At 37.7% G+C, this 23,338-nt stretch carries 17 protein-coding genes; 11 read left to right on the top strand and 6 right to left on the bottom strand.

The annotated features are described in order from the left end of the window. Positions 1 to 237 precede the first annotated feature (237 nt). Positions 238 to 1,182 carry a DUF6807 family protein gene (locus AC13EX_RS16620; protein WP_482893537.1) on the top strand — a complete coding sequence of 315 codons (945 nt, stop codon included), beginning with the start codon at positions 238 to 240 and terminating at the stop codon, positions 1,180 to 1,182. An 87-nt stretch (positions 1,183 to 1,269) separates the two neighbouring features. Here the strand turns inward: AC13EX_RS16620 and AC13EX_RS16615 are convergent, their stop codons facing one another. The 4 genes from AC13EX_RS16615 to AC13EX_RS16600 all read right to left on the bottom strand — a co-directional run bounded on the left by AC13EX_RS16615 (position 1,270) and on the right by AC13EX_RS16600 (position 4,253). Then, the gene (locus tag AC13EX_RS16615) at positions 1,270 to 1,611 is read right to left on the bottom strand and encodes a hypothetical protein (RefSeq protein ID WP_048643837.1); all 342 of its coding nucleotides are present in this window, start codon (positions 1,609 to 1,611) and stop codon (positions 1,270 to 1,272) included. Positions 1,612 to 2,025: 414 nt separating this feature from the next. Next, on the bottom strand, positions 2,026 to 2,736 hold the full coding sequence (locus AC13EX_RS16610) for a DUF1003 domain-containing protein (protein WP_482893536.1): 711 nt from the start codon (positions 2,734 to 2,736) through the stop codon (positions 2,026 to 2,028). A gap of 252 nt (positions 2,737 to 2,988) precedes the next feature. Next, positions 2,989 to 3,651 (bottom strand): hypothetical protein, encoded by a 663-nt coding sequence (locus AC13EX_RS16605; protein ID WP_482893535.1) that lies wholly within the window; start codon positions 3,649 to 3,651, stop codon positions 2,989 to 2,991. Continuing rightward, the gene (locus tag AC13EX_RS16600; protein WP_482893533.1) at positions 3,648 to 4,253 is read right to left on the bottom strand and encodes an outer membrane beta-barrel protein; all 606 of its coding nucleotides are present in this window, start codon (positions 4,251 to 4,253) and stop codon (positions 3,648 to 3,650) included. The genes AC13EX_RS16605 and AC13EX_RS16600 overlap by 4 nt, the downstream gene beginning before the upstream one ends. 421 nt (positions 4,254 to 4,674) lie before the next feature. Here AC13EX_RS16600 and argS point away from each other — a divergent pair, with 421 nt between their 5' ends. The 10 genes from argS (at position 4,675) to hisB (ending at position 16,128) form a co-directional block, all read left to right on the top strand. Continuing rightward, positions 4,675 to 6,465: an arginine--tRNA ligase gene (gene argS, locus AC13EX_RS16595; RefSeq protein WP_482893532.1), complete on the top strand. Its 1,791-nt coding sequence runs from the start codon at positions 4,675 to 4,677 to the stop codon at positions 6,463 to 6,465. Between the two features lie 2 nt (positions 6,466 to 6,467). Further along, positions 6,468 to 7,073, top strand: coding sequence for a glutathione peroxidase (locus tag AC13EX_RS16590; RefSeq protein ID WP_482893530.1), 606 nt, complete (start codon positions 6,468 to 6,470; stop codon positions 7,071 to 7,073). 84 nt (positions 7,074 to 7,157) lie between these two features. Then, on the top strand, positions 7,158 to 8,063 hold the full coding sequence (locus tag AC13EX_RS16585) for a 1,4-dihydroxy-2-naphthoate polyprenyltransferase (RefSeq protein ID WP_482893529.1): 906 nt from the start codon (positions 7,158 to 7,160) through the stop codon (positions 8,061 to 8,063). Positions 8,064 to 8,142: 79 nt separating this feature from the next. Next, positions 8,143 to 8,994, top strand: a complete 852-nt coding sequence (locus tag AC13EX_RS16580) for a universal stress protein (protein WP_482893527.1) — start codon at positions 8,143 to 8,145, stop codon at positions 8,992 to 8,994. Between the two features lie 9 nt (positions 8,995 to 9,003). Further along, positions 9,004 to 9,360: a translation initiation factor gene (locus AC13EX_RS16575; RefSeq protein ID WP_339714044.1), complete on the top strand. Its 357-nt coding sequence runs from the start codon at positions 9,004 to 9,006 to the stop codon at positions 9,358 to 9,360. 234 nt (positions 9,361 to 9,594) lie between these two features. After that, a complete protein-coding gene (locus AC13EX_RS16570; protein ID WP_482893526.1) occupies positions 9,595 to 10,833 on the top strand; it encodes a glutamyl-tRNA reductase in 1,239 nt (412 codons plus the stop codon). An 870-nt stretch (positions 10,834 to 11,703) separates the two neighbouring features. Further along, positions 11,704 to 12,564 (top strand): ATP phosphoribosyltransferase, encoded by an 861-nt coding sequence (gene hisG / locus AC13EX_RS16565; protein ID WP_048643847.1) that lies wholly within the window; start codon positions 11,704 to 11,706, stop codon positions 12,562 to 12,564. Between the two features lie 83 nt (positions 12,565 to 12,647). After that, positions 12,648 to 13,943 carry a histidinol dehydrogenase gene (gene hisD, locus AC13EX_RS16560; protein WP_482893524.1) on the top strand — a complete coding sequence of 432 codons (1,296 nt, stop codon included), beginning with the start codon at positions 12,648 to 12,650 and terminating at the stop codon, positions 13,941 to 13,943. Continuing rightward, positions 13,944 to 15,014 carry a histidinol-phosphate transaminase gene (gene hisC / locus AC13EX_RS16555; RefSeq protein ID WP_482893523.1) on the top strand — a complete coding sequence of 357 codons (1,071 nt, stop codon included), beginning with the start codon at positions 13,944 to 13,946 and terminating at the stop codon, positions 15,012 to 15,014. A gap of 13 nt (positions 15,015 to 15,027) precedes the next feature. Then, complete coding sequence (gene hisB, locus AC13EX_RS16550; protein ID WP_482893521.1) at positions 15,028 to 16,128, top strand: bifunctional histidinol-phosphatase/imidazoleglycerol-phosphate dehydratase HisB; 1,101 nt, start codon at positions 15,028 to 15,030, stop codon at positions 16,126 to 16,128. 100 nt (positions 16,129 to 16,228) lie between these two features. Here the strand turns inward: hisB and AC13EX_RS16545 are convergent, their stop codons facing one another. Both AC13EX_RS16545 and AC13EX_RS16540 read right to left on the bottom strand, forming a co-directional pair. Beyond that, positions 16,229 to 19,660, bottom strand: coding sequence for a HEAT repeat domain-containing protein (locus tag AC13EX_RS16545; RefSeq protein ID WP_482893520.1), 3,432 nt, complete (start codon positions 19,658 to 19,660; stop codon positions 16,229 to 16,231). Positions 19,661 to 19,722: 62 nt separating this feature from the next. After that, complete coding sequence (locus AC13EX_RS16540; RefSeq protein WP_482893519.1) at positions 19,723 to 23,142, bottom strand: HEAT repeat domain-containing protein; 3,420 nt, start codon at positions 23,140 to 23,142, stop codon at positions 19,723 to 19,725. Between the last annotated feature and the right edge of the window lie 196 nt (positions 23,143 to 23,338).

The following is a 23,338-nucleotide window of genomic DNA, read 5'->3' as shown; positions in this document are numbered from 1 at the left end:
AACTTAAAACTTTCCTCGCTTTTTTTGTAATAATGCGAACAAAATATAAAGTCATAGCCAATATCAAACCATCACCTGTTGATTTTAAAATGGGCTAAAGTCAGGAACATTGTTCCCCTGCCATCGAACCCTTTTAAATTGGCATTTTACTATTTTCTTCAGCCACTTATGAAATAGACACTTGGTTAGCTCATGCTTATCTTTTACTTTTATAAACAACTAACCATTTATCTTCAAATGAAATACCAACCCATTGCCCCAGTTGTCCTTTTATTATTTTCAGCTATCTTTCTATTTGCAGAAACACCTACAGCCACGGCCCAAATCCTTTCCTTTGAGGAACGGGATGGAGGATTGCTTTTACTTTCGGATGGAAAGCCCCTACTGTTTTACCAAATGGAAACGATAAGTGAGGATGGACAATATCCAAGAGCAAATTACCTTCACCCTGTGTTTGACACCAAAGGAGAGATAGTCACAGAGGACTTCCCCAAAGACCATTTACACCACCGAGGGATTTTTTGGACATGGCATCAGCTATGGGTGGATGATTTGAGAATTGGTGACCCTTGGATAAGTGAAGGCGTAGAATGGGAAGTAAAGAAAAGTAAAACTAAAATTCATCCCAACAATTCCGCAACCATTGAGCTCAAAGTGATTTGGAAAGGCAATAAGGTATTGAAAAAGAATATTATTGAAGAAAACACAATCATCACTTTTCAATCTATAGGAAATCAAGCGTATAAAATAACCTTTGATATTACTTTAAAACCATTGACTTCTGGAGTAAGAATAGGTGGTTCTGAAGACGCTAAAGGCTACGGAGGATTCTCTCCAAGAATAAAATTATCCGAAAACGCAGGCTTTTTTGATGAAAACGGCCCTGTGACACCTGACAATCTTCCTGTTGCAGCAGGTGATTGGATCAACATCACGAAAAATGGTCCTGATGACGCAGGTGTTGTAATTATGGGTGAACCGGACAAACTCCCCTCCTACCAAGGGTGGATTCTTCGAAAACGAAACAGCATGCAAAACATGGCATTCCCAGGTCAAGAACCCTTATTGTTAGATAAAAAAGAGCCATTGCACTTCAGAAACCAATTGATTATTCATCAAGGAATGACAACTCAAGAAATAATAAATCAATACAGAATATTTAGAAATCAAGCTAATTATTAAAAGTCTAAATGAAAAAAGCCACGGTCAATGACCATGGCTTTTTAACTGTTTAATAGTAAAGGATAGACATAAGCCTATTCAAGTTTATTATTTTACTGGCTCTGGGAGTTCAACTGACCCTTTATCTTCTACTACTTCTTTACCCATGGCATCAAATTTCTTTTTGATTTCTTCACCAGGAGTTTCTGATTCGAATTTCAATAAGTAGTGAACCTGTGCCTCTTCCATCACCTGATGGGCCTCAACTATTTTCAAGTCTTTCAACTGCAAATCATTCTGAATAGCTTCCTTTACTTTTTCAGGAAGACTTTCAGGATCAATTTTAGTTGTTTCTTGGTACCATTCTTGCGAAACAAACACTTCAGTTGTTCCTGCATTGGCAAAAGCAAAAACAGTCATTGCGGCGACACTCAAAATTAACTTTTTCATGGCATTTTAAATTTATTGGTTTAAATAATAATTGGTTAAACAATACTTTTTAAATATTATTTTCAATTATACTTAGCCAAATGCCATGCCAAGTAATTTTACATACATTCAATTAAAATAAAACAGGCCTTATTTCTTATTAAACAATGTTTTTATTAATTAGAAGAAATTGTAAAGAAAAAGAACCTGTAACCCTAAACACATAAATATGTGGAGCACACTCCACAAACTGTAAATAACCTTAACAATTTATACACAATTACACAAAAGGTTATTTTATTATATAAAAAGTATATTTTTAATTTGAATAGTATAATTTATTCTGATATTAAGAAATGTAGGCTGAAAAATGATACTATAATTGAGAAATAGAAGGGTTTATAATTGTTCGCTCAAGATTACCCGTTTCACTTACTATTTCCTTTGACCTGATTTGCTGTTTTTCAATTCCTTCATCAAGTCCTCTAAATAATCAATTTGCACTTCCTGGACTTCAAGCAGTTTTTTATTTTGATGCACCAATAGATGATCAATTTTTTCATTCAGCAGCTGAATTTCAAGTTCGGACTTAAGGTTGATTTTGTAATCAAGTTCAGCTCTCTGTCTATCTTTTTGTCCCTGCCGGTTTTGGCTCATCATAATAATCGGCGCCTGTATAGCAGCAATACAGGAAAGCATTAAATTCAACAATATAAATGGATAGGGGTCAAAAGTATTACTGGCAAGCAACCAAATGTTTGCTACGATCCACAAAGTCAGAAATGAAAAGAAAGCAATAATAAAAGTCCAACTCCCTCCGAAAGAGGCGATTTTATCCGCCATCCTTTGACCTAAAGTTATAGCGGTATCAATGTCTTCTTGTAAGTTTTCAGAAAGTATGGAATTGTTACGAATGGCATCCATAACATCCTTGTCAATAGCCGCTAAATCTCCTTTTTCTTGCTCGATAAGTTTAGTTAAATACAGTCTGCGGTATTTATTTAGCTCTCCAATTGAAATATTGCTTTCTCTGGAAAAATCAGGATATTGAGATTTAATAAAGTCGAAAATTCCGTCTCGGATCTCATTCCCATTGACTACTTCCCCTTTATTGATCTCCCTTTTTGATAAATGGCTTTTGTTCATTTTAGTATAGGTTTATAAAACCCTCGTTACGCCATATTTTAACCCTAATGCATAATACGAGTTTAAAATCAATTTATGGATTTCCATCAATAGACCAAAATAAGCATTGGTAAACTTATAATAACATTCAATTTATATCTTGGAATAAATGCCATTGTTTCCTTCCTTCATAAAGTTATGAACACAATAAGTCCTTTCCCAATAAGGATAATGCTACTTTCGCTAAACTATAGGTTTGCTATATTCCTCGAATTAAAAATAATACCTTACTGCCAGGCTTGGTTGGTCAAGAAATCCATCCACTTCAAAAACCCAACCTTTGTCCTCATAGTTGTTAATATTGTGAGCGCTAACGGTACTCTTATTATTAAACTTAAAAAATTGACTTTCTATAAAAATTAGTTCAAAGCTAAATTTTTCACTTGGAAAATAAGCCAATCCCAGGTTCCCAAAAAGGGCGAGTTGATTTAATTTTTGCTGTGAAGAGTATAACCACTCTTCATTGGCAATAACTGATTCAATAAAATAATCAGTATAGGAATACCTGAGCCCATAGGTACCTATCATAAACAACTTGGCGCGAATTTCAATGTGTTTTCTCAATCCCACAAAAACATCCCATTCTTTTCTTTCCCACCCAGAAGAATTGGGATTTTGGTTGAACCTTTTATTTCTCTTTTTATAAAAACTACCACCACCTATGATACTGAGCCGATCTTTAATAAAATAAGAATAGCTAGGTGTTAAACTGAAGGAATCATTCTGTTGGTTTTCTTGATCAGGTAAATCTACAGATCTATCACTCCATCCGAATTCCAAGCCCACAGAATGATTTCCTTGCGAAATCTGGGCATTGGCATCTTGACCCATGGAATAAAACCCCAAGCAAACAAAAAAGATTAAAAACTTCTTCATTGGTCTTTTTGATTAATAAAATAAATGATTCCTATGCTGTTGGCGGTAATTAAATCTAAAGCAAACCGTGTATCATCATATTCCTGATTTGCTCCTGAAGAATTATATGACTTATGATAAACCAGACCACCCAAAGTAGCTTCTACCATCCATTTGGGGCTAATTATATAGGATGCTCCAGGGGATAAAGACAATCCAAATGATCTGGGCTTAGATTCCTCTTCAAAGGATGAATTATAGGTGGCTTTGGGTTCTAAAAAAAAATAAAAATTATCGACCACCGGAAAATATCTTATAAAAAAAAGGCCTATACCGCCTGAAACTGTATTGGAACTGATTTTCTCGTTATTTGATGTAGTGTTTTTATTCCAATAAAGATTAACCTGAGGATTGATGCCGATGACAGACAAGTCACTAATAAAGTAACCAAAATTTGGACTGAGGTTTATAGCGAGATAGGTGGAACGGTTTGTAGTTGAACTCTCTGCCTTATTTAGGGAAAGCCCAAAATTCCCCCCAACATACCGATCTCCTTTTTCAAATTGCGCAAAAGCAGTAGAGATCCCGGAAATAAAAAAGAGCAATAAGAGACATTGTTTCATATTGTAGGCCTGGTTAAACTTTATGAATTTTATTACTTATTTAGTTAGGTAAAGCTAATCGCATTGTATTACGAAATACTTAGTCTAACAGTTGTGGATTGTTACTAATAATTTATTTTTCACACATAATTCTTAAGAAGTGCTTAGTCACATTTCATGTCTCATAATCCAATAAAATGAATTGGCATCCCTTTGAAAATTTACACGTTTGGAAGAATCGATTAGGGAATCTACTGGTTATCAGACACATTGACTTTAGGCAAAAGGAATAACATTACCTTCTCCTACTCCATAGTTTCATTTCCGTTAATACAAGAGGCTACTGTCCAAAGTCCTCCCCATATAATTTAAGCCTAGCCCTCTCCTCTTTGAAAGGAAAACCTTATATTTGCGCCTCTATAATTAGGAAGTAATTGACAATATGGATATTCAAGAAAGCATTTTAAAGACAATAGCAGCGGCTTTTGAGCAACTATTTAATCATAAGGTAGAAAGTGAAGACCTAAGCCTTCAGCTTACCAGAAAAGAATTTGAAGGCAGCTATACCTTTGTATTGTTTCCTTATTTAAAAATCACAAAAGGCTCGCCTGAACAATCTGGGGAGAAAATTGGTAATTTTCTGAAAGAAAACCATCCTTCGATAGCTGATTTCAATGTGGTTAAAGGATTTTTAAACATCAGTCTTTCTTCTGCTTTTTGGATAGACCTTTTGACGCAATTAATGGCTGAAAAAGAGCCTGGGTATTTTCCTCCTAGAAATCAGAAGGTAATGGTCGAATACAGTTCTCCAAACACGAACAAACCATTACACCTGGGCCACCTTAGAAACAACTTTCTTGGCTTTTCTGTATCTAACATTCTCAGTGCCTATGGTTATGAGGTCATCAAAACCAATCTTGTAAACGATAGAGGAATTCATATTTGTAAGTCCATGGTGGCTTATCAAAAATTAGGGAACAATGAAACCCCTGAAATGGCAGGTTTGAAAGGTGACCATTTGGTAGGCAAGTACTATGTACTCTTTGATCAGGAATACAAGAAGCAAATTAAAGAGTTAATGGCTGAAGGCATGACTGAGGAACTTGCCAAAAAAGAAGCCCCATGGATGAAAGAAGCACAAGAATCCTTGGTAAAGTGGGAATTGGGAGACGAAGAAACGGTTAGTCTTTGGAAAAAATTAAACAACTGGGTTTATCAGGGCTTCAATGAGACCTATAAAAAGATGAACGTTTCTTTTGACCAGTATTATTATGAATCAGACACTTACCTTTTAGGTAAAGACATTGTAACGGAAGGTCTGGAAAAAGGCGTATTCTTCAAGAAAGAAAACGGCTCTGTTTGGGCAGACTTAAGCCAACAAGGACTTGACGAAAAACTTGTTTTGAGAGCTGACGGTACATCTGTATACATGACTCAGGACATGGGCACTGCGGACCTAAAATTCAAAGACCATGGCATAGACAAGTCTGTTTATGTAGTGGGTAACGAACAAGATTATCACTTTGAAGTTTTATTTAAAATCATGGGTTTATTGGAGCGCCCTTATGCCAACAACCTATATCATCTTTCCTACGGCATGGTAGACTTACCATCTGGAAAAATGAAGTCCCGAGAAGGAACAGTGGTAGATGCGGATGATCTTATTCAGGAAATGGTGGATACGGCACGTGCCCACACACAAGAGCTCGGTAAAATAGATGGCTTTAGCCAAGAAGAAGCAGAAAAATTGTACGAGATGTTGGGTTTAGGAGCAATCAAATACTTCCTTCTAAAGGTAGACCCTAAAAAGCGAATGTTGTTCAACCCTCAGGAGTCGATTGAATTCCAAGGGAACACCGGCCCTTTTATCCAATATACCCATGCCAGAATTGCAGCTATCTTAAGAAAAGCAGACCAAATCGGTTTGGATTATAATGCCAATAGTTTTGATGGTATAGGCGAATTGGAAAATGTTGAAAAGCAATTGGTATTTATGCTTGCTGATTATTCTAAAAAAATAGAAATGGCAGCAGAGGACCTATCTCCGGCAGTTATCGCTCAGTATTTATTTGATTTAGCAAAGGAGTATAACCGATTTTATGCAGAACTTCCTATATTTAGTGAAGCAAAAAACGAAGTTCAATCCTTTAGGGTTACTTTATCTAACAGCGTAGCTAGAACAATAAGCTCAGGAATGAAGTTATTGGGAATAGATGTTCCACAAAAAATGTAATTATGAAATCAATATTTTATGTTTTCGCGATAAGCCTTGTTGCTTTTCAGTCTCCTTTGCAAAAACGGATACCTGATACACCAGTTGATCCTAATCTACAAGAAAACAAAAACCTAGAAATCATGAAGGAAAGCAATAGTATTTATGATTTCACCATGAATGATATTAATGGTAAACCTGTTGACCTGGCTAAATACAAAGGTAAGAAATTGCTACTTGTCAATGTGGCTTCAAAATGTGGCTATACCCCACAATATGTCGAACTACAAGAGCTGTATGAAGCTTATAAGGATAAATTGACCATACTTGCTTTCCCCGCCAATAACTTTGGTGGGCAAGAGCCTGGAAGTAGTGAAGACATCAAATCATTTTGCTCCGAGAATTACGGTATTTCCTTTCCTATTTTTGAGAAAATCTCCGTTAAAGGTGTTGACAAGCACCCACTTTACAGATGGCTATCAGACAAGAAGCAAAACGGCTGGAACAATGAAGAACCGTCATGGAATTTTTGCAAATATTTCATCAATGAAAAAGGTGAGTTGGTTAAGTTCTTTCCTTCTGCAGTGAAGCCAATGGACAGTGAAATACTCAAATTAATTGATGCCTAAAAACAAAGGGCTAGGAGCAATAGTCAGTATTCCGCTAATGAAATTCACTCCTATCATTACCTATTACCATAAATACCAACAAAGTTGACCATTACCACCAAAAAACAAGCCTGGATCCATGCATTAAGGTTAAGAACGCTCCCTCTTGCTTTGTCGAGTATTTTCATGGGCAGTTTTATCGCCTTTCAAAAATCCGGCTTCAGATGGTCAATATTATTATTGGCCGCTGTCACAACTACCTTATTGCAGATCTTGTCCAACCTTGCCAATGATTATGGAGACAGCAAAAATGGTGCAGATCATGATGGCAGGCAGGGTCCGGTAAGGGCTGTTCAATCAGGTCTTATTCAGGCTTCTGAAATGAAAATAGCGGTGATAATTTTCTCAGCCCTATCTTTAATCAGCGGGCTGATATTGTTAATTATCGCGTTGGAAGACATCTATAAGTTTCTATTGTTTTTGGGCATTGGTATTTTAGCCATTATCGCGGCAATCGCGTATACATCAGGAAAAAAGCCTTATGGTTATGCCGGCTTAGGTGACATTTCTGTATTTTTGTTTTTTGGATGTGTGGGTGTCATGGGTACCTATTATTTGCATACCTTGACATTTGACCCATCATTATGGTTACCTGCAGCATCAATTGGACTACTTAGTACAGCAGTTTTGAACATCAATAACATCAGGGACATAGAATCAGACAAAGTGGCCGGAAAACTTTCTATACCTGTTAGAATAGGGAAAAAAGCAGCACAGACCTATCATTGGACCCTTATTGTTAGCGCCTTGATATTACTATTCGTTTTTATAATAATAGAACAAGCCTATGGAGCATTGGCATTTTTGTTGATGGCACCAAGCATATTGAAAACTGGCTGGGCTGTAGGTAAATTTGAAACACCGGAGAAATTGGACCCTTATCTAAAAATAATGGCCTTTTCAACACTGTTTTGTGTGTTATTTTTTGGTATCGGATGGATGATTTTTTAAACAATTGAGCCATTTTGTACCTAAAATGTTTACATTTATGTAGTTTAATTGAATTCAAAATTTAAACAGCATCATATCTATGAAAAGTATCTTAGTACCTTATGATTTTTCAGAAGAGGCTGGATATGCCTTTGAACTCGCTCAGGAATTAGCAACCAAGGTAGCATGCAAACTTAAGCTTATACACATTATAGAAATCCCCACTTCTCAAAATTTCAATACAATGGGAGAAGTAAGCATGGGTGAAAATTTTATTGATAAAATCTACATGGTGGATTTAGTCAATAAAAGGAAAGAACAATTGAAGAAAATGGAGGAAGAACATGTAGGCAAAGCCTACAAATTTTCCACTAACATCTCTTTTGGCAATCCTTACGCTGGCATCTCTGGAGAGATCACAGAAATAAAAGCGGACTTGGTAATCATGGGCTCAAAGGGGTCAAGCGGTCTTGAAGAGATACTGATAGGCTCAAATACAGAAAAAGTTGTTAGACACTCTGAATGCCCGGTAATAACCGTCAAAGCTCAGGTCAGTTCCAATTCTATTAAAAAGATTGTGTTTGCTAGTGATTTTGGGGAAAATGGTAAAAAAGTCATCAAAAAACTCAAAACACTTCAGGAACTTTTAGGTGCAGAGATTCGACTTGTGAAAATTAATACACCCAACTCCTTTGAAAAAACAATCACTTCGATGGAAAAGATTAACGCTTTTATTAAAGCAAATAATCTTGAGAATACAGCCATAGATGTCTTCAATGCAGACAGCGAAGAAGAAGGAATTAATGAATTTGCTGATTATATAGATGCAGATTTGATAGCAATGGCCACACATGGTAGAACTGGCTTTTTACACCTCTTAGGCGGCAGTATAGCTGAAGATGTTGTCAATAGTTCTAAAAAACCAGTTTGGACAATGAAGTTCAAAAAATAAAAAGAGAGAATGGGTAGAAAGAAGAGCAATGATTGGAAAAAGAGAGATGGGGTAGTTTACTCTACCGCAGACAGCTTTAATTTTGATCTTGAAAACGAAGGGAGTGAGCAAACACTTCCACCCAAGCAGCAAAACTTGAAGGTTTTATTGGATAAAAAATCAAGGGGTGGAAAACAAGTAACAATAGTGACCGGGTTTATTGGACAGGAAGATGATTTAAAATCTTTAGGAAAAGACCTTAAGGCCAAGTGTGGGGTAGGTGGAAACACCAAGGATGGTGAGATTCTAATCCAAGGAGACCAAAGAGAGAAAGTAATTGATTACCTGACAGGTATAGGCTATAAAGCCAAAAAGTCCGGTGGATAAAACCGGACTTTTAATTTTTTAATAGCTTTTAGTAAATTAAGATAACAGCAATAAAAAAATTCACCGACCGTTTTGGGGATTTTACCGACAAGGCTTGTATGTTCATCGACTAATTATTTGTCGTTTTTAAATACTTTTTATATTTGAATATTAAATTTTTATAAACCGGTAAATCCGGCAGAATGGAAGGAGACGTAAGTAGCCAAACATTCACAGCATTTAGAAACAGCAATCATGGGACAGTTTAGATTATTAAGCTTTAGCACCAATTTATACAACTTAAAAAGTGACGCTTTTTATTTAGATTGGGATGAGTGTAAGCAATTAATGCAAAACATGAAATCCTGGAGGGAAGTTAATGAGTTGTTGATTCTTTCAATACCAGAAAGAACAGAAATAATTTATCATAGCGAGGTGGATTTGGAGGATAAAATTTTTGATGCACTTTCCGATTGTAAAAAAATTGGCTTACCGCTAAAAAGTGAGTTTCAACAGACTAGTGATGAGGAAAAGTTGCTGGTTTACCTTTCTGAACTATGTTTCGGTGTACAAGCTTCTAATTATGGCACTACTCCACTCTTTCCAAGCTTTATTCAGGCCTATGAATTGGCTTCACAAAATGAAATGGTCGGTGAATATCTTGGACAATGGTGGGAGAATTTGATATCAACCAATAAGCTGATAAAAAAGCATGTGGATTATCAGTTGCCAAATTTTTCGATAACCTACACCGTTTCAGATCTTGTCACAGATTTATCGAAAAAATTAAAAACCCCAAAGATCGCAATTATGGGGTTCAATTCCTTAAGCAAAAGAATTTTCAAAAACCTAACCTGCAAAGGGTTTAAGAATATAACCATAGTTGATAAAAGTATAGCCCCCTTTTCATCTTTATCAAAGGCAGAATTAAACAACTTTATATTCGAACCTATCTCAGAGGTTGAAAATGTAATAAAAGACAATGATATTTTAATATCTACCCTTGAGGATGCGCAGCAATCCCTTCAATTGTCTTACTTTCAAAAGGATTTTAACACCATGAAAATATTAATTGACCTCTCTATTAAAAGCAATTTAACAAGTATTTTGAATAAGATTAGCCAGGTAATTCCTTTTAATCTTACAGATATTTACAAAATAATTGAGCAGAAAATGGAGATCAATAAAAAATGGATGAGAAAAGCCAAGCCAATTATTTCAGAGAAAAACTTGGAGTTCTTTCAATGGATAGACACTAAAAAAAGTCAAGAAATGGTAACAGTAGCCAATGAGTTACTGGGAGAAAGCATCCATAAAAACCAAAATTCTAAGGTATTAATTTCAGAGGAGCCTTATTCTAACCTTGAGATTGATGACAATAGGATCAATACACTTTTACTTAAAAAATCAATTGCGAAAATAAAAAGCAATACACAATACAAAGACATTATCAACTATAATAAAATGGTGAATGATTTCTACCAATACAATTAATTTTTTTTATTCATTTTTCACTCTTATTTTTTTCTAAAAAGTTTTCCTTTATTGGGTTTTAGGATAACAGTTTTTTCAGTATCTCATTTTTTTTATTTTTTTTTCGTTTGATAAGGCAGGATTAGGTGGCAAGTGTCCACCATTCCCTTGCCCCATTCAGCACTTGTACCCAAAACAATATTGTCAGTCCACAGCCAATTTATGCTTACAAAGCCAGTATCAATTCAAAATTTAACCCGGATTATGTAATAGAATTCGTGATGAGTGTTGCAATCGCAAAAAAATCAGGCTGTTTGGAGATTTTAGCATAGCACCGCTATAGTGAAATTGAAAACAGCAACGAAGTAGCTGATTTTAAAGCGATTTCAGCACGTAATAGAATGGCTATTGCCTATTTCGGGTTTAAATGTAGAGTAAAATGGATGGGCCGAGGCTTAGGGCTATTCTCAGTCTTTAAATCAATGACTAATCAAAAACTGAAGTGTTTTTTCAAGGTCTTAGTAGCTAAGACAAACCTAGGCAGGGTAGTCAAGATTTGGCTCTAAAAAAGCTGATTTCATTATTGTTTTGCTACTACTAAACTGAAGTTGAGAAAGCCTATTGTAGAATCCGGATTAAAAGAGCTGCTTTTATCACAGTAATCCTCTTTTTTTTTTGCAAGTTTGCAATAGCTGACTAAATTTGCAATACTATGATGATATCAGGAAGTTTACGCTTTACCTCTAAATTTTTATACCCGGCAAATGCACACATGCATCATGCAGGTCATCATACCTCCTAAAATAGCGATTTTCCTCCATCTAATCCCTTACTCGTGGAGAAGCAAATCAAACTAAAATATATTCTCAGTATTATTGTATACATTATTCCATGGAAAACATTATCAGGATTGCCGTTCAGAAAAGCGGGCGTTTAAGTGACGATTCACTAAAACTCATTAAAGAATGTGGCATTAAGTTTTATAACGGCACAGGTAAATTAAAATCTTCTTCAACCAACTTTCCTATAGAATTTTTATTTCTCAGAGATGATGATATCCCTGGATATGTGGCCGATGGTATTGCAGACCTTGGCATAGTAGGGGAAAACGAGCTGGTTGAAAAAAATAAAGATGTTGCTATTCTTAAGCAATTGGGTTTTTCTAAATGTAGGCTTTCTTTGGCTATACCTAAAGGAGAATCGTACCCAGGTATCGAATATTTTGAAGGCAAAAACATTGCTACTTCCTACCCGAAAATCCTTGGTGACTACCTTAAAACAGTTAACATTAAGGCTGATATTCATGAAATCAGTGGTTCAGTTGAAATCGCCCCTAGCATAGGCCTAGCAGAAGGCATATGTGACATTGTCAGTTCAGGATCAACCCTTATGATGAATGGACTGAAGGAAGTAGAAGAAATTTTCCAATCTCAAGCTGTGCTGATCAGCCATAAAGGCATCAGTCCAGCCAAGCAGATATCAGTAGAAAAGTTACTTTTTAGAATGGATGCTGTTCAAAAGGGCAAAAAGAACAAATACGTGCTTTTAAATGCCCCAAATGAAAATCTAGATAAAATAGTAGCATTGATTCCAGGAATGAGAAGCCCTACTATACTGCCATTGGCCGAAGAGGGTTGGTCATCTGTTCACTCTGTAATTAGTGAAGAACAGTTTTGGGAAAATATAGAAGAACTTAGAAATGCTGGAGCGCAGGGCATTTTAGTTGTTCCCATTGAAAAGATGCTTATTTAGGAAAAGATTGAACCCTAATGGGAAACATTCAAATTCATAACAAATCAATGAACTGATTCTTTCCATTATAAAATTCAAAGCGTATGAAAATCCTGGTAAATCCTGACAAAAAGATTTGGAAGAAAGAACTGGCAAGACCAGTACAAAAAACCAAGGACATAGAAAAGATCGTAAAACCGATCATGAAGAAGGTAAAACGTCAAGGAGATAAAGCACTCCGCAAGTTTGCCTTTGAATACGACCATGTGGAAATTGACTCTATAATGGTAGATCCTCAAGACATTAAAAATTCGGGAAAGCTGGTTGACAAAGCACTTAAAGCTGCCATTAAAACTGCCAAATCGAATATTGAGAAATTCCATAAATTACAAGAAGCTGCCCCATTAAGCACGGAAATAATGAATGGGGTGACTTGTATGAGAAGAAGTGTGGCCATCCAAAAGGTAGGATTGTACGTGCCAGGTGGAACTGCTCCTTTGTTTTCTACTGTTCTTATGCTTGGCATACCAGCAAAATTGGCAGGATGTCAGGAAATAATACTATGTACACCGCCCGATCAAAAAGGGCAAGTTCATCCAGCTATTTTGTATGCTGCCAAATTGATTGGTGTCACAAAAGTAATTAAAGCTGGAGGTGCACAAGCCATAGCAGCACTTGCCTACGGTACAGAAACTGTTCCTCATGTTGATAAAATATTCGGCCCGGGAAATCAGTATGTAACAGCAGCAAAACAGTTGGCAGCGAAAAAAGGAGTAGCCATTGATATGCCTGCAGGACCTTCTGAGGTTTTAGTATATGCTGATGACACGGCTATTCCAGAGTTTGTAGCCGCAGATTTACTTTCTCAAGCTGAGCATGGCGCGGACAGTCAAGTCATATTGGTCTGCCCAACAGAGAAAATTGTTGAAAATATCATCGCACAGGTAAACTTACAATTGGAACATTTACCTCGTCAAAAAACAGCTAGCAAAGCATTGGAAAACAGTGTGGCCGTTGTGATAGATGATATGGATACGGCTTTAGAACTAATCAACGAATATGCTCCAGAGCATTTGATTATCAATGTTAGGGAAGAAGAAAAAGCTGTAAGTGGCATCATCAATGCAGGCTCGGTTTTTATAGGTAATTTCACACCAGAATCAGCCGGAGACTATGCCTCAGGCACTAACCACACCCTACCTACCAATGGTTATGCCAGAAGTTATTCTGGGGTTTCATTGGACAGTTTCGTGAAAAAAATCACTTATCAGAAAATTACTGAAGAAGGAATAAGAGGTTTGGGACCAGTGATAGAAGTGATGGCAGAAAATGAACAACTTATGGCACACAAACAGGCCGTAAGTATACGTTTAAATTACCTGGATAAAGAAAAAAAATAGATGGCATTTGATCTTCTAACCTTACTTAGGCCGCACATCGCCTCACTTAAACCCTACTCTTCTGCAAGGGATGAATACACTGGCAAAGAGGGAATTTTTCTTGATGCGAATGAAAATGCGTTGGGTTCAGTATCTGAAAAACCATACAATCGATACCCTGATCCCTATCAGTCAAAATTAAAGGAAAAACTAGGGGCCATTAAGCAGGTTGATCCTGCCAATATTTTCTTGGGAAACGGAAGTGATGAGGCCATAGATTTATTATTCAGGGCTTTTTGTAGACCAGGAATAGACAATGTCATCATCATGCCTCCTACCTATGGTATGTACGAAGTAAGTGCAGGAATCAATGATGTGGCCACAAAGAAAGTATCTCTTTCTACCACATTTGATATGGAGGTACATAAGGTGTTGGAAGCAGTAGATGAATATACCAAAATAATTTTCATCTGCTCACCTAACAACCCAAGTGGTAACAAAATCAACAGGGAATCCATCTATGAAATTTTATCAAAGTTTGATGGATTGGTTGTAATAGACGAGGCTTATATAGATTTCAGTGACGAACCTAGTTTTAGTCTTGAACTCAAGCAACACCCCAATTTATTGGTTATGCAGACACTCTCCAAAGCATGGGGTTTGGCTACATTGCGCCTTGGAATGGCATTTGCGTCAAAGGAAATAATTGGCATACTAAATAAAATAAAACCGCCTTATAATATCAGCGGTTTGACTCAAGATACTGTTTTAGAAGCCATAGGTAATACAGCACAGCTTGAACAAATGATCAAGGAAATTCTTGACCAAAAAGAACAGTTGCAGCTTGCCTTGGAAGAAATTCCTGAAGTTGAAAAAGTACACCCATCAGCTGCAAACTTTCTCTTAGCCAAGGTACCTCAGGCCAATAAGGTATATCAGCAATTAATCGATAAGAAAATAATTGTCCGAGACAGGTCAAAAGTACAACGCTGTGATGATTGTCTGCGGATAACAGTTGGTAGTAAAGAGGAAAACCAACAGATGATCAAAGCATTGAAAGAAGTTCTTAAGAATCAATCCAATAAGCACTAGAAAAGATTGAAGCATGAAAAAGAAGGTATTGTTTATAGATAGGGATGGCACCATTATCAAGGAGCCACCAACCGATTTTCAAGTAGATAGTTTAGAAAAACTTGAATTTATACCCCGTGCAATTACCAACTTGGTAAAAATAGCAGAAGAAGGGGATTTTGAGTTGGTCCTTGTTACCAACCAAGATGGTTTAGGAACAGATTCATATCCTGAAAACACTTTCTGGCCAGCACAATTCAAAATGCTCAAAACCTTGGAACAGGAAGGCGTTTTTTTCAAGGATATTCATATTGACAAAACCTTTGAACACGAAAATGCCCCTACTAGAAAACCTGGTACAGCCATGCTTAAAGGCTACCTCAATGGAGATTACGACCTGGAAAACTCCTATGTGATAGGTGACAGACTAACGGATGTAACCTTGGCAGAAAACCTTGGAACCAAATCGATCTTTTTCGGAAAAGAAGTGGTGGAAAATGCAGATAAAAGTGTTGACAATTGGGATGCTATTTATGAATTCCTAAAGCTTCCACCAAGAAAAGCTCAAATTGTTCGAAAGACCTCTGAAACCAATATAGACATCCGACTTAACCTTGATGGTTCTGGTAAAAGTGCCATTAGTACAGGTCTCCCCTTCTTCGACCATATGCTGGATCAATTGGCCAAGCATGGTGGTTGCGATCTGGAAATTAAGGTTGAAGGAGATTTGCATATAGATGAGCACCATACCATAGAAGATACCGGTTTGGCACTTGGTGAAGCATATCTGAAGGCTATGGGAGATAAAAAAGGCATCTACAGATATGGCTTTTTATTGCCTATGGATGATTGTTTAGCCCAAGTAGCCATAGACTTTGGTGGACGTCCTTGGATCGTCTGGGAAGCTGAATTTAAACGTGAGAAAATCGGAGATATGCCAACAGAGATGTTCTTCCATTTCTTCAAATCCTTCAGTGACACGGCAAAATGCAACCTGAACATAAAGGCTGAAGGGGACAACGAACACCATAAAATAGAAGCCATATTCAAAGGTTTGGCAAGAGCCATTAAAATGGCGGTCAAGAAAGACCTGAATGCATTGGATCAACTGCCAAGTACAAAAGGGACATTATAAATCAGTAAGAAGTAAAATACAGCAAAATAATAACCTACTTATAAACAAAGAGGCCTCATTTTAAAAATGAGGCCTCTTTGTTTATATTGATTTTTCAATATCAATTAAAATCTTCCTTCAAGGTCACAAGGAAACTAACCAAATCCCTGATTTCTCTTCTACTTAAAAACTGCTTCATATCAGGCATACTTGATGGGGCATCTTTCCTTTCTAGAATTTGACTTTTCATGACCACTGTATCTGGTTGATTACCCATTTTCAAGGTGATGCTTTCTTCTGTTTCGTCCATTTTGATACCTGCGAGTTTCTTGTCATTGTCCAGAGAAAGGGTAACTACACCAAATCCCGGAGCCAATCGCTTACTTGGATCAATCACAGCTTCAAGCAATTGTTCCCTAGTTAAACTGGCTCCTACACCATTTAACTTTGGACCGGCATTGCCTCCAAAATCATCATAAGCATGGCACTTAATACACTGAGCTGTGGCGTGTTGAAAGAAAATCTTACGGCCTTTCACAAGGTCACCCCCATATAAACTCCCACTATAAGAAGCCAGCAAGTCATCCTGACTCATGCCCTCATGCACTTCATTGTACCGGTCTTTTAATGCTGCATCTTCTCTTGTTTCCATTGCCTCGAAAAATTCAAGCTCAATGGCTTGGGGCAGCTTTCCATTTTCGAATTGTACCAATAGTTTTTCAAACACTGGTTTGGTACTATTTTGGTCAAGCTTTGCCAAAGTATTTACCGCTGCTTGCTGTTCTTCTACTGTTCTTTTCTGGATGACTTCTTCCAAGAGAGCTGCTTTTCTCTCATCAGGAATAGTCAACTCTTCCAAGAGGTCCAATCCAGCTACCCTTACACTTCTTTCTTTATCTGAAAGCGCTTGCTCTATTGCCTTATCCATTGGTGACTCAGGAATTTTAGCCATCGCTCTTAAACTTTGCGCCCTAACAGCTGCATCATTGTCATTGGTTAGCACAGTGAGCAATTGTTGACTTGCTTCAGAAATCTTTAACTCACCTAAAGCATTTACAGCTTCTTCACGTATTAAGTGACTCCTGTTTTTCGTCAAATCCAATAATACTTTTGCGGCCGAAGCCTGAAATCCTGCAATATCCCTATTGAATTCTCCTCTGTACCATCCATCGACTCTGTCTAGGACAGAAGGTGAATTCCATGTACTCAATGCTGCTATTGCTTCAATTCGCATGTCTTCAGGAGCATTTCCCTTGTTGGCATAGAGCAATAAGTTATTAAAGCCTTCTTCTGTTCCCCATCTCAAGTTTGCATTGATGGCTCTTCTGATCAAAGGTTCAGAAGTAAAATCTCTTGCAAGTAATAATTTTCCTAGTTCAGGAATGGCTTCCTCTATAGAGAAATCATCGTTAATTGCCCTTGCTGCTTCTGCAATGATGTATTCGTCTTTGTCATTTAAAAAGGCTACGATTCCTTTATCCCTTAACCTTCTCAAAGCAATAACAGCCCCAAGGCGAACTGCCTCTGAAGGATGCTGTGATAAATCCCCAATATCTGAAGGATTCCCAACCCTAGCTAAAGCAAGGCTACCCACGTGCCTGATATACAGGTCTTCATTGTTATTTTCTTGAAGAAGGTTAACGATGGCATCAAAAGCAGCTTCAAACTTCATTTTGCCCAATGCTTCTGTAGCAAAAAATTGCACCCTTGGTTCATTTGAACTTACTAAAGGTAAAATATCCTTGGCGGCTGAGGAATATTCCAAATCCCCAAGCCATTTTGCAGATTGAGCCCTTATTTCAACATCACTGTCTTTCAAATAAGGCACTAAATTTTCAGCAATTTCAGGGCTTTTCCTGGCTAGTTGAGAGATTCCCCAAATGGCATGAATTCTAGCCAGTTGATTCTCTTTCTGTGCCAAAACAGAAGTAAATACTTCTAATCCGTCATCTCCCCTACTTGCCAATTCAAACTGTGCTTTTTGCCTTACACGCTGGTCTTCAAAGGCCAATAAGGAAATCAATTCCTCTTTGGATAAGTCAGCATAATTTTTAGCTAAATGAGCTGCAGTAGTTTTACGAATTTCTGAAGTAGCTGTATTGTCTGTGAATTTCCATATCCTACCATAGCCTTTGTTTACCCATCCATCAATCCAATCTGAAAAATACAACGCTCCATCAGGGGCAAAATCCATTCCTGTAGCAAGAATTCCAGTTAAAATCTGTTCTGTTTCTCCCATTTCAAATCCTGCACCTTTTGGTTTCAGATCGAAAGCATGTATACCAGATCTGGCCGCATTTCCACCAAATTCAGCTACAAAAAACTTGTTTTTCCATTGCTCTCCAAGTCCCGTTCCTGGGTTGTGTTGCATTCCTGTAGGTCCATTTACATAATTGGCAATTGTAGGAATAAAGTAAGCTGCCTGATCTTCGTTTCTAGGAAGGTGCATTTTTTCATCCATCCATACCTTGTATCCATTGTTTTTGGGATCTCGGTACTTACCAAACTGCCAATTGATACGCCATCCAGTATCTGAACCTTCCACCAAATAAACGATCCGTTCTCTTTCTCCCTTATTGTCCCCATCATTGTCTACACTTATAAGGTTGCCGTAGTCATCAAAATCAAATTCGTGGGTATTCCTTACTCCATAAGCAAATATCTCAAAGTCGGAGCCATCTGGATTGGCTCTCGCAATTACCCCACAGTTGGGATAATCAAGAAGGTTACCATCATTGTCTTTACCACTAAAGCCAATGTCACCTATTCCCCAATAAATTTTACCTTCAGGCCCTACTTTAAGTCCTGACATATTGTGTCCTCCAAATCCTATATGAACACCAAATCCATGGGCGAGCGACTTCTTTTCATCCATTAAGCCATCTCCATTGGTATCTGTCATCCTCCAAAGATCCGGGGCAACTCCTACAAAGAGCGCATCGTCATGGTACAGAACGGCACCTGCAACATCTGAAGTCTCCTGATTGAAATCACTGGCAATTAATTGGGAACGGTCTGCCCTGCCATCACCATCCGTATCTTGGATTTTGAAAACATTTTCCTTTTCAATCGTAAGGTCTTTCCAATCGTGAGAACCATCGCCATTAATATCCGGCAACCATTTGTTTTTGTCACTGTTTTCTGGTGCAAGTTCTTTATGGATAAAGGCTTTCCGATCTTCCACATTTTTGAAACTTATAGATGAAATCTCCCAATCCTGATGGCTTCGGATATCAAATTCAGAAATTTTCCTTCTATTGGTCTTTGAATAGATGGCATTGCCAAAGTCATCTATTTGAAGTGAAATGGGATCTGCTACCAATGAATCCACTGCCCAAAGATCCAACTTAAGATCTTTATGAAACTCCGGGTTTACCAAACCTTCAATAGCATTTGTTTGCTGGTTGACCTCCTCTTGGGTTAATTGTTTCACTTGAAGAGGAACAACCTTTTCACCTGAGTTACAAGCTGTAAAGCAAATGCTTAATAATAGGTAAAAAGGTAAAAAATTAAAAATTTTATATCGTTTAGTCAATTCAATTTTTCTCAACATGGATAACTATAATAAAATAATGAGATGAGTTTTTTTTAATTATGTTCATTGGAACCAGCAATTTATTCTTCTTTATCCAGTGTAACCAGAAAACTTAATAAATCTCGGATTTCTCTTTTTGTTAATAAGGCTTTCATGTCCGGCATTGAGGACAAAGCATTTGACCTTTCATTTATGGTTTCTATTGCAATAAGCTTCTCAGGTTCATTACCTGTTTTTATTGTAAGGTTATTTTCGTCTTCATTTATTACAATTCCTGAAACGCTTTTACCAGTATTTAGTTTTAAAGTAACCATTCCATAACCAGGAGCAATTCGATTACTTGGCGCCACCAATGCCTCTAGCAAGAGCTTTCTGTCAAGTTTGTTGGCAATCCCATTTAATCTTGGTCCAGCAATACCACCAAAATCATTGTAGGCATGACAGCGTATACACTGAGCATTCTGGTGTTGAAAGAAAATCCTTCTTCCTTTGGCTGCATCCCCACCATAAAGACTACCGTTATAGCTAGCTAAAACGTCACCAGCATACAAGTTAGTATTTATCGCTTTATACTGAGTCAACAAATCAGAATTCCCTAATGTTTCAAGTGCTTCACTTAATTCCAATTCAACAGCAGCAGGCAATTTTTTATTTTTTAATTGATCAAGTAATTTTTCAAAAACGGGCTTTGCATATTCTTCCTCTACCTTTCCTAAGGTAGTAATTGCCGCTTGCTTCTCTTCTACAGTTTGATTCAGAATCACCTTTTCTAATAAGCTAGCTACTGTTTGTCCAGATAAACTCGTTTCTCCTAAAATCGCCAAACCAGCGACCCTTACCCTTTTATCCTTATCCGTTGTTGCTTGCTCTAGTGCTAAGTCCATATTATCAGCACCTGATTCTGCCAAAGCTTTTAAAGCTGCCTCCCTTACTAGTGGTTCCCTATCTCTTTTTAATAGGCTCATCAATTTTTCGGAAGTATCAGCAATCTTTAATCTTCCAATTGCATTTACAGCCGTAACACGAAGATCAGGGTCTGAATGATCCAGAAGCTTTAACAGTGGACTAGCGGCACTTTGCCTTAGTGAATTTACATCTCGTGAAACATGCCCTCTATACCTACCATCTACTCTATCCAAAACCGATGGGCTATCCCAGGTCGAAAGGGCATTTATGGCTTCAATACGCATGTTTTCTGGTGCAGATTCCATAGATATAAAACGCAACACCTGATTGAGAGCTTCTTCATTCCCAACCCTTAGATTGGCATTTATCGCTCTTCTAAGCAAAGGCTCAGAAGTCAGGTTTTCGCGTCTTAGTACTTTCCCTAAAGCAGGCAAAGCACCTTCTATAGAAAAATCATCATTAATAGCCCTAGCTACTTCTGCCAATATGTATTCTTCTTTGTCTTCTAGAAAAACAGCAATTTCCTCTGCCTGCATGCGTCTTAAAGCTACCACAGCAGCTATTCTTACCGCCTTGGAAGGATGTTGATATAGGGCTATTACAGCAGCTACATTACCAATCCTTGCGAGGGCCAAACTTCCTGCATGCCTTAAATAAATGTCTTCATCATTATTGGCTTCTAGGAATGTGACAATCGGCTGAACAGCAGAAACAGCTTCAATCCTACCTAGTGCTTCTGCAGCAAAAAACTGAACACGAGCAGATTCATCTTGAAGTAAAGGTATCAATTTAGCTTCTGCTTCTTTATGACGAATATCACCCAACCATCGTGCGGCCTGAGCTCTGATTTCAGGATCAGCATCTTCTAATAGTGGCACAAGTAATTGCCCAGCATTGGCCTCTCCTGATCTGGCAAGTTGTCCGATGCCCCAAATGGAATGAACCTTCGCCATTTGTCCCTTATTTTCTGCTAAATTAGCCTGAAATATTTTCAGACCTCTACTCCCTCTTTTGGCCAATTCAAATTGGGCCTTTTGCCTAACTCTCTTGTCAACGAAATCAAGGAGTTCGCTCAATTCTGCATCTTCTTTCTCAGCATAATCAGCCTTGATTAAAATCTCAGTATCTTTTCTCAATTGGCTGTTGACAGAAGACGAATCATCCAATTTCCAGATTCGACCGCTATCCTTCGTCCCCCATCCATCAATCCAATCAGCGAAATAAAGCGTGCCATCGGGTCCAAAATCCATTCCCGTTGCCAAAATACCTCCCATAATTTTTTTGGTCTCCGTCATTTCAAACCCTGCTCCTTTTGGAGCCAATTTGAAAGCATGGATACCCGACCTTGCAGGATTACCTGCAAATTCAGCAACAAAAAAAGTATTTTTCCATCGCTCACCTAGTGCAGTGCCTGGATTATACAACATGCCTGTAGGGCCATTGATGTAATTTTTTATTGGTGGAAGGAAATAGGCAGCCTGTCCTTCATGCCTAGGCAAGTACATCTCCTCATCCATCCAAACTTTGTAATTGTTGTTCTTAGGGTCTCTGTATTTCCCGAATTGCCAGTTAATCCTCCAACCTGTATCAGAGCCTTCCACCAGGTAAACTAGACGCTCACTTTCACCTCTATGGTCACCATCATTGTCAACACTTATAAGGTTCCCATAATCATCAAACACAAATTCATGGGTATTTCTTACCCCCATGGCAAAAATTTCAAAATCACTGCCATCAGGGTTGGAGCGAGCAATTACGCCCCTATTTGGATATTTATAGGTATTGCCCTCTTGGTCCTTGCCATTAAAACCAATGTCCCCTATTCCCCAATAAACTCTACCATCAGGCCCCATTTCAAGACCTGACATTCCATGCCCTCCAAAACCTATGTGTACACCATACCCATGGGAAATGGATGCTTTATTTTTAGTCAGACCAGTTTTAACATCCTCCTGAACTCTCCACATATCAGGAGCAGCACCTACGAAAAGGTCATCTCCATATTTCATCACTGCCCCTGCCACATCAGTGACTTCTTCATGCAATTCCTCAAAAACCAATTGGTAGCGATCAGCCAATCCATCTCCATCAGTGTCTTCCAGACGATAAATATGGTCTTTTTCAACGGTCATGTCTCTCCAATCATGAAATCCATCTCCATTAAGGTCCTCCATCCACTGGTTTTGATCGCTGTTTTCTTGCGAAAGTTCTTCCCTTAAAAAAGCACGCTTATCTTCAATGCTTTGCAGTCCTATAGATCTGATTTCCCAGTCCTGATGCCTCCTGATTTCATGTTCGGAATTTTTCTGCCTATTGGTACGGCTATAATAAAGTCTTCCTTGATCATCAAAATCGATAGAAATAGGATCAAAAACCAAAGAATCAGAGGCCCAAATATTGACAACCAAGCCAGATTCCAAGGTTGGTTGCACTATTTCCTCAATTTGAGATGCCCAATCAAGGGCATTGGAAGGACTTATAGTACTGATTTTTAAATCCTGTTCTTCTTTGGAGCCACAACTAAAAATTATAAATACGCTCGCGGCTAAAAAAACCCGCAAAGGCTTTTGTTTTATCACATTCAATAGATTCATAGGTTATTTTCTGGTCATATGATATTATGCAACCTGAGAAAAAGCCTGATTTTTATACAAGACTTTAGTCTCAGTAATTATTGTTGCGTATATCCGATTTTCCCCTCTCCTTTACATAATAGTCTTGAAATCTTAGACATCCTTAAACCACTGGCCCACTAATTTAGCCAATATTCAAGACCAGAAATATAAGGAA

The sequence above is a fragment of the Cyclobacterium sp. L-R genome, from assembly GCF_056859355.1.
This window is presented reverse-complemented; position numbering and strand designations above follow the sequence as displayed.

Bases quoted from the DNA above. Each gene is read 5' to 3' on its own strand.
- hisB (WP_482893521.1), top strand. From the start codon at position 15,028: ATGAAAAAGAAGGTATTGTTTATAGATAGGGATGGCACCATTATCAAG.
- AC13EX_RS16540 (WP_482893519.1), bottom strand. From the start codon at position 23,142: ATGAATCTATTGAATGTGATAAAACAAAAGCCTTTGCGGGTTTTTTTA.
- AC13EX_RS16605 (WP_482893535.1), bottom strand. From the start codon at position 3,651: ATGAAGAAGTTTTTAATCTTTTTTGTTTGCTTGGGGTTTTATTCCATG.
- AC13EX_RS16610 (WP_482893536.1), bottom strand. From the start codon at position 2,736: ATGAACAAAAGCCATTTATCAAAAAGGGAGATCAATAAAGGGGAAGTA.
- AC13EX_RS16570 (WP_482893526.1), top strand. From the start codon at position 9,595: ATGGGACAGTTTAGATTATTAAGCTTTAGCACCAATTTATACAACTTA.
- AC13EX_RS16545 (WP_482893520.1), bottom strand. From the start codon at position 19,660: ATGTTGAGAAAAATTGAATTGACTAAACGATATAAAATTTTTAATTTT.
- AC13EX_RS16580 (WP_482893527.1), top strand. From the start codon at position 8,143: ATGAAAAGTATCTTAGTACCTTATGATTTTTCAGAAGAGGCTGGATAT.
- AC13EX_RS16590 (WP_482893530.1), top strand. From the start codon at position 6,468: ATGAAATCAATATTTTATGTTTTCGCGATAAGCCTTGTTGCTTTTCAG.
- AC13EX_RS16620 (WP_482893537.1), top strand. From the start codon at position 238: ATGAAATACCAACCCATTGCCCCAGTTGTCCTTTTATTATTTTCAGCT.
- AC13EX_RS16575 (WP_339714044.1), top strand. From the start codon at position 9,004: ATGGGTAGAAAGAAGAGCAATGATTGGAAAAAGAGAGATGGGGTAGTT.
- hisD (WP_482893524.1), top strand. From the start codon at position 12,648: ATGAAAATCCTGGTAAATCCTGACAAAAAGATTTGGAAGAAAGAACTG.
- AC13EX_RS16600 (WP_482893533.1), bottom strand. From the start codon at position 4,253: ATGAAACAATGTCTCTTATTGCTCTTTTTTATTTCCGGGATCTCTACT.
- AC13EX_RS16615 (WP_048643837.1), bottom strand. From the start codon at position 1,611: ATGAAAAAGTTAATTTTGAGTGTCGCCGCAATGACTGTTTTTGCTTTT.
- hisG (WP_048643847.1), top strand. From the start codon at position 11,704: ATGGAAAACATTATCAGGATTGCCGTTCAGAAAAGCGGGCGTTTAAGT.
- hisC (WP_482893523.1), top strand. From the start codon at position 13,944: ATGGCATTTGATCTTCTAACCTTACTTAGGCCGCACATCGCCTCACTT.
- argS (WP_482893532.1), top strand. From the start codon at position 4,675: ATGGATATTCAAGAAAGCATTTTAAAGACAATAGCAGCGGCTTTTGAG.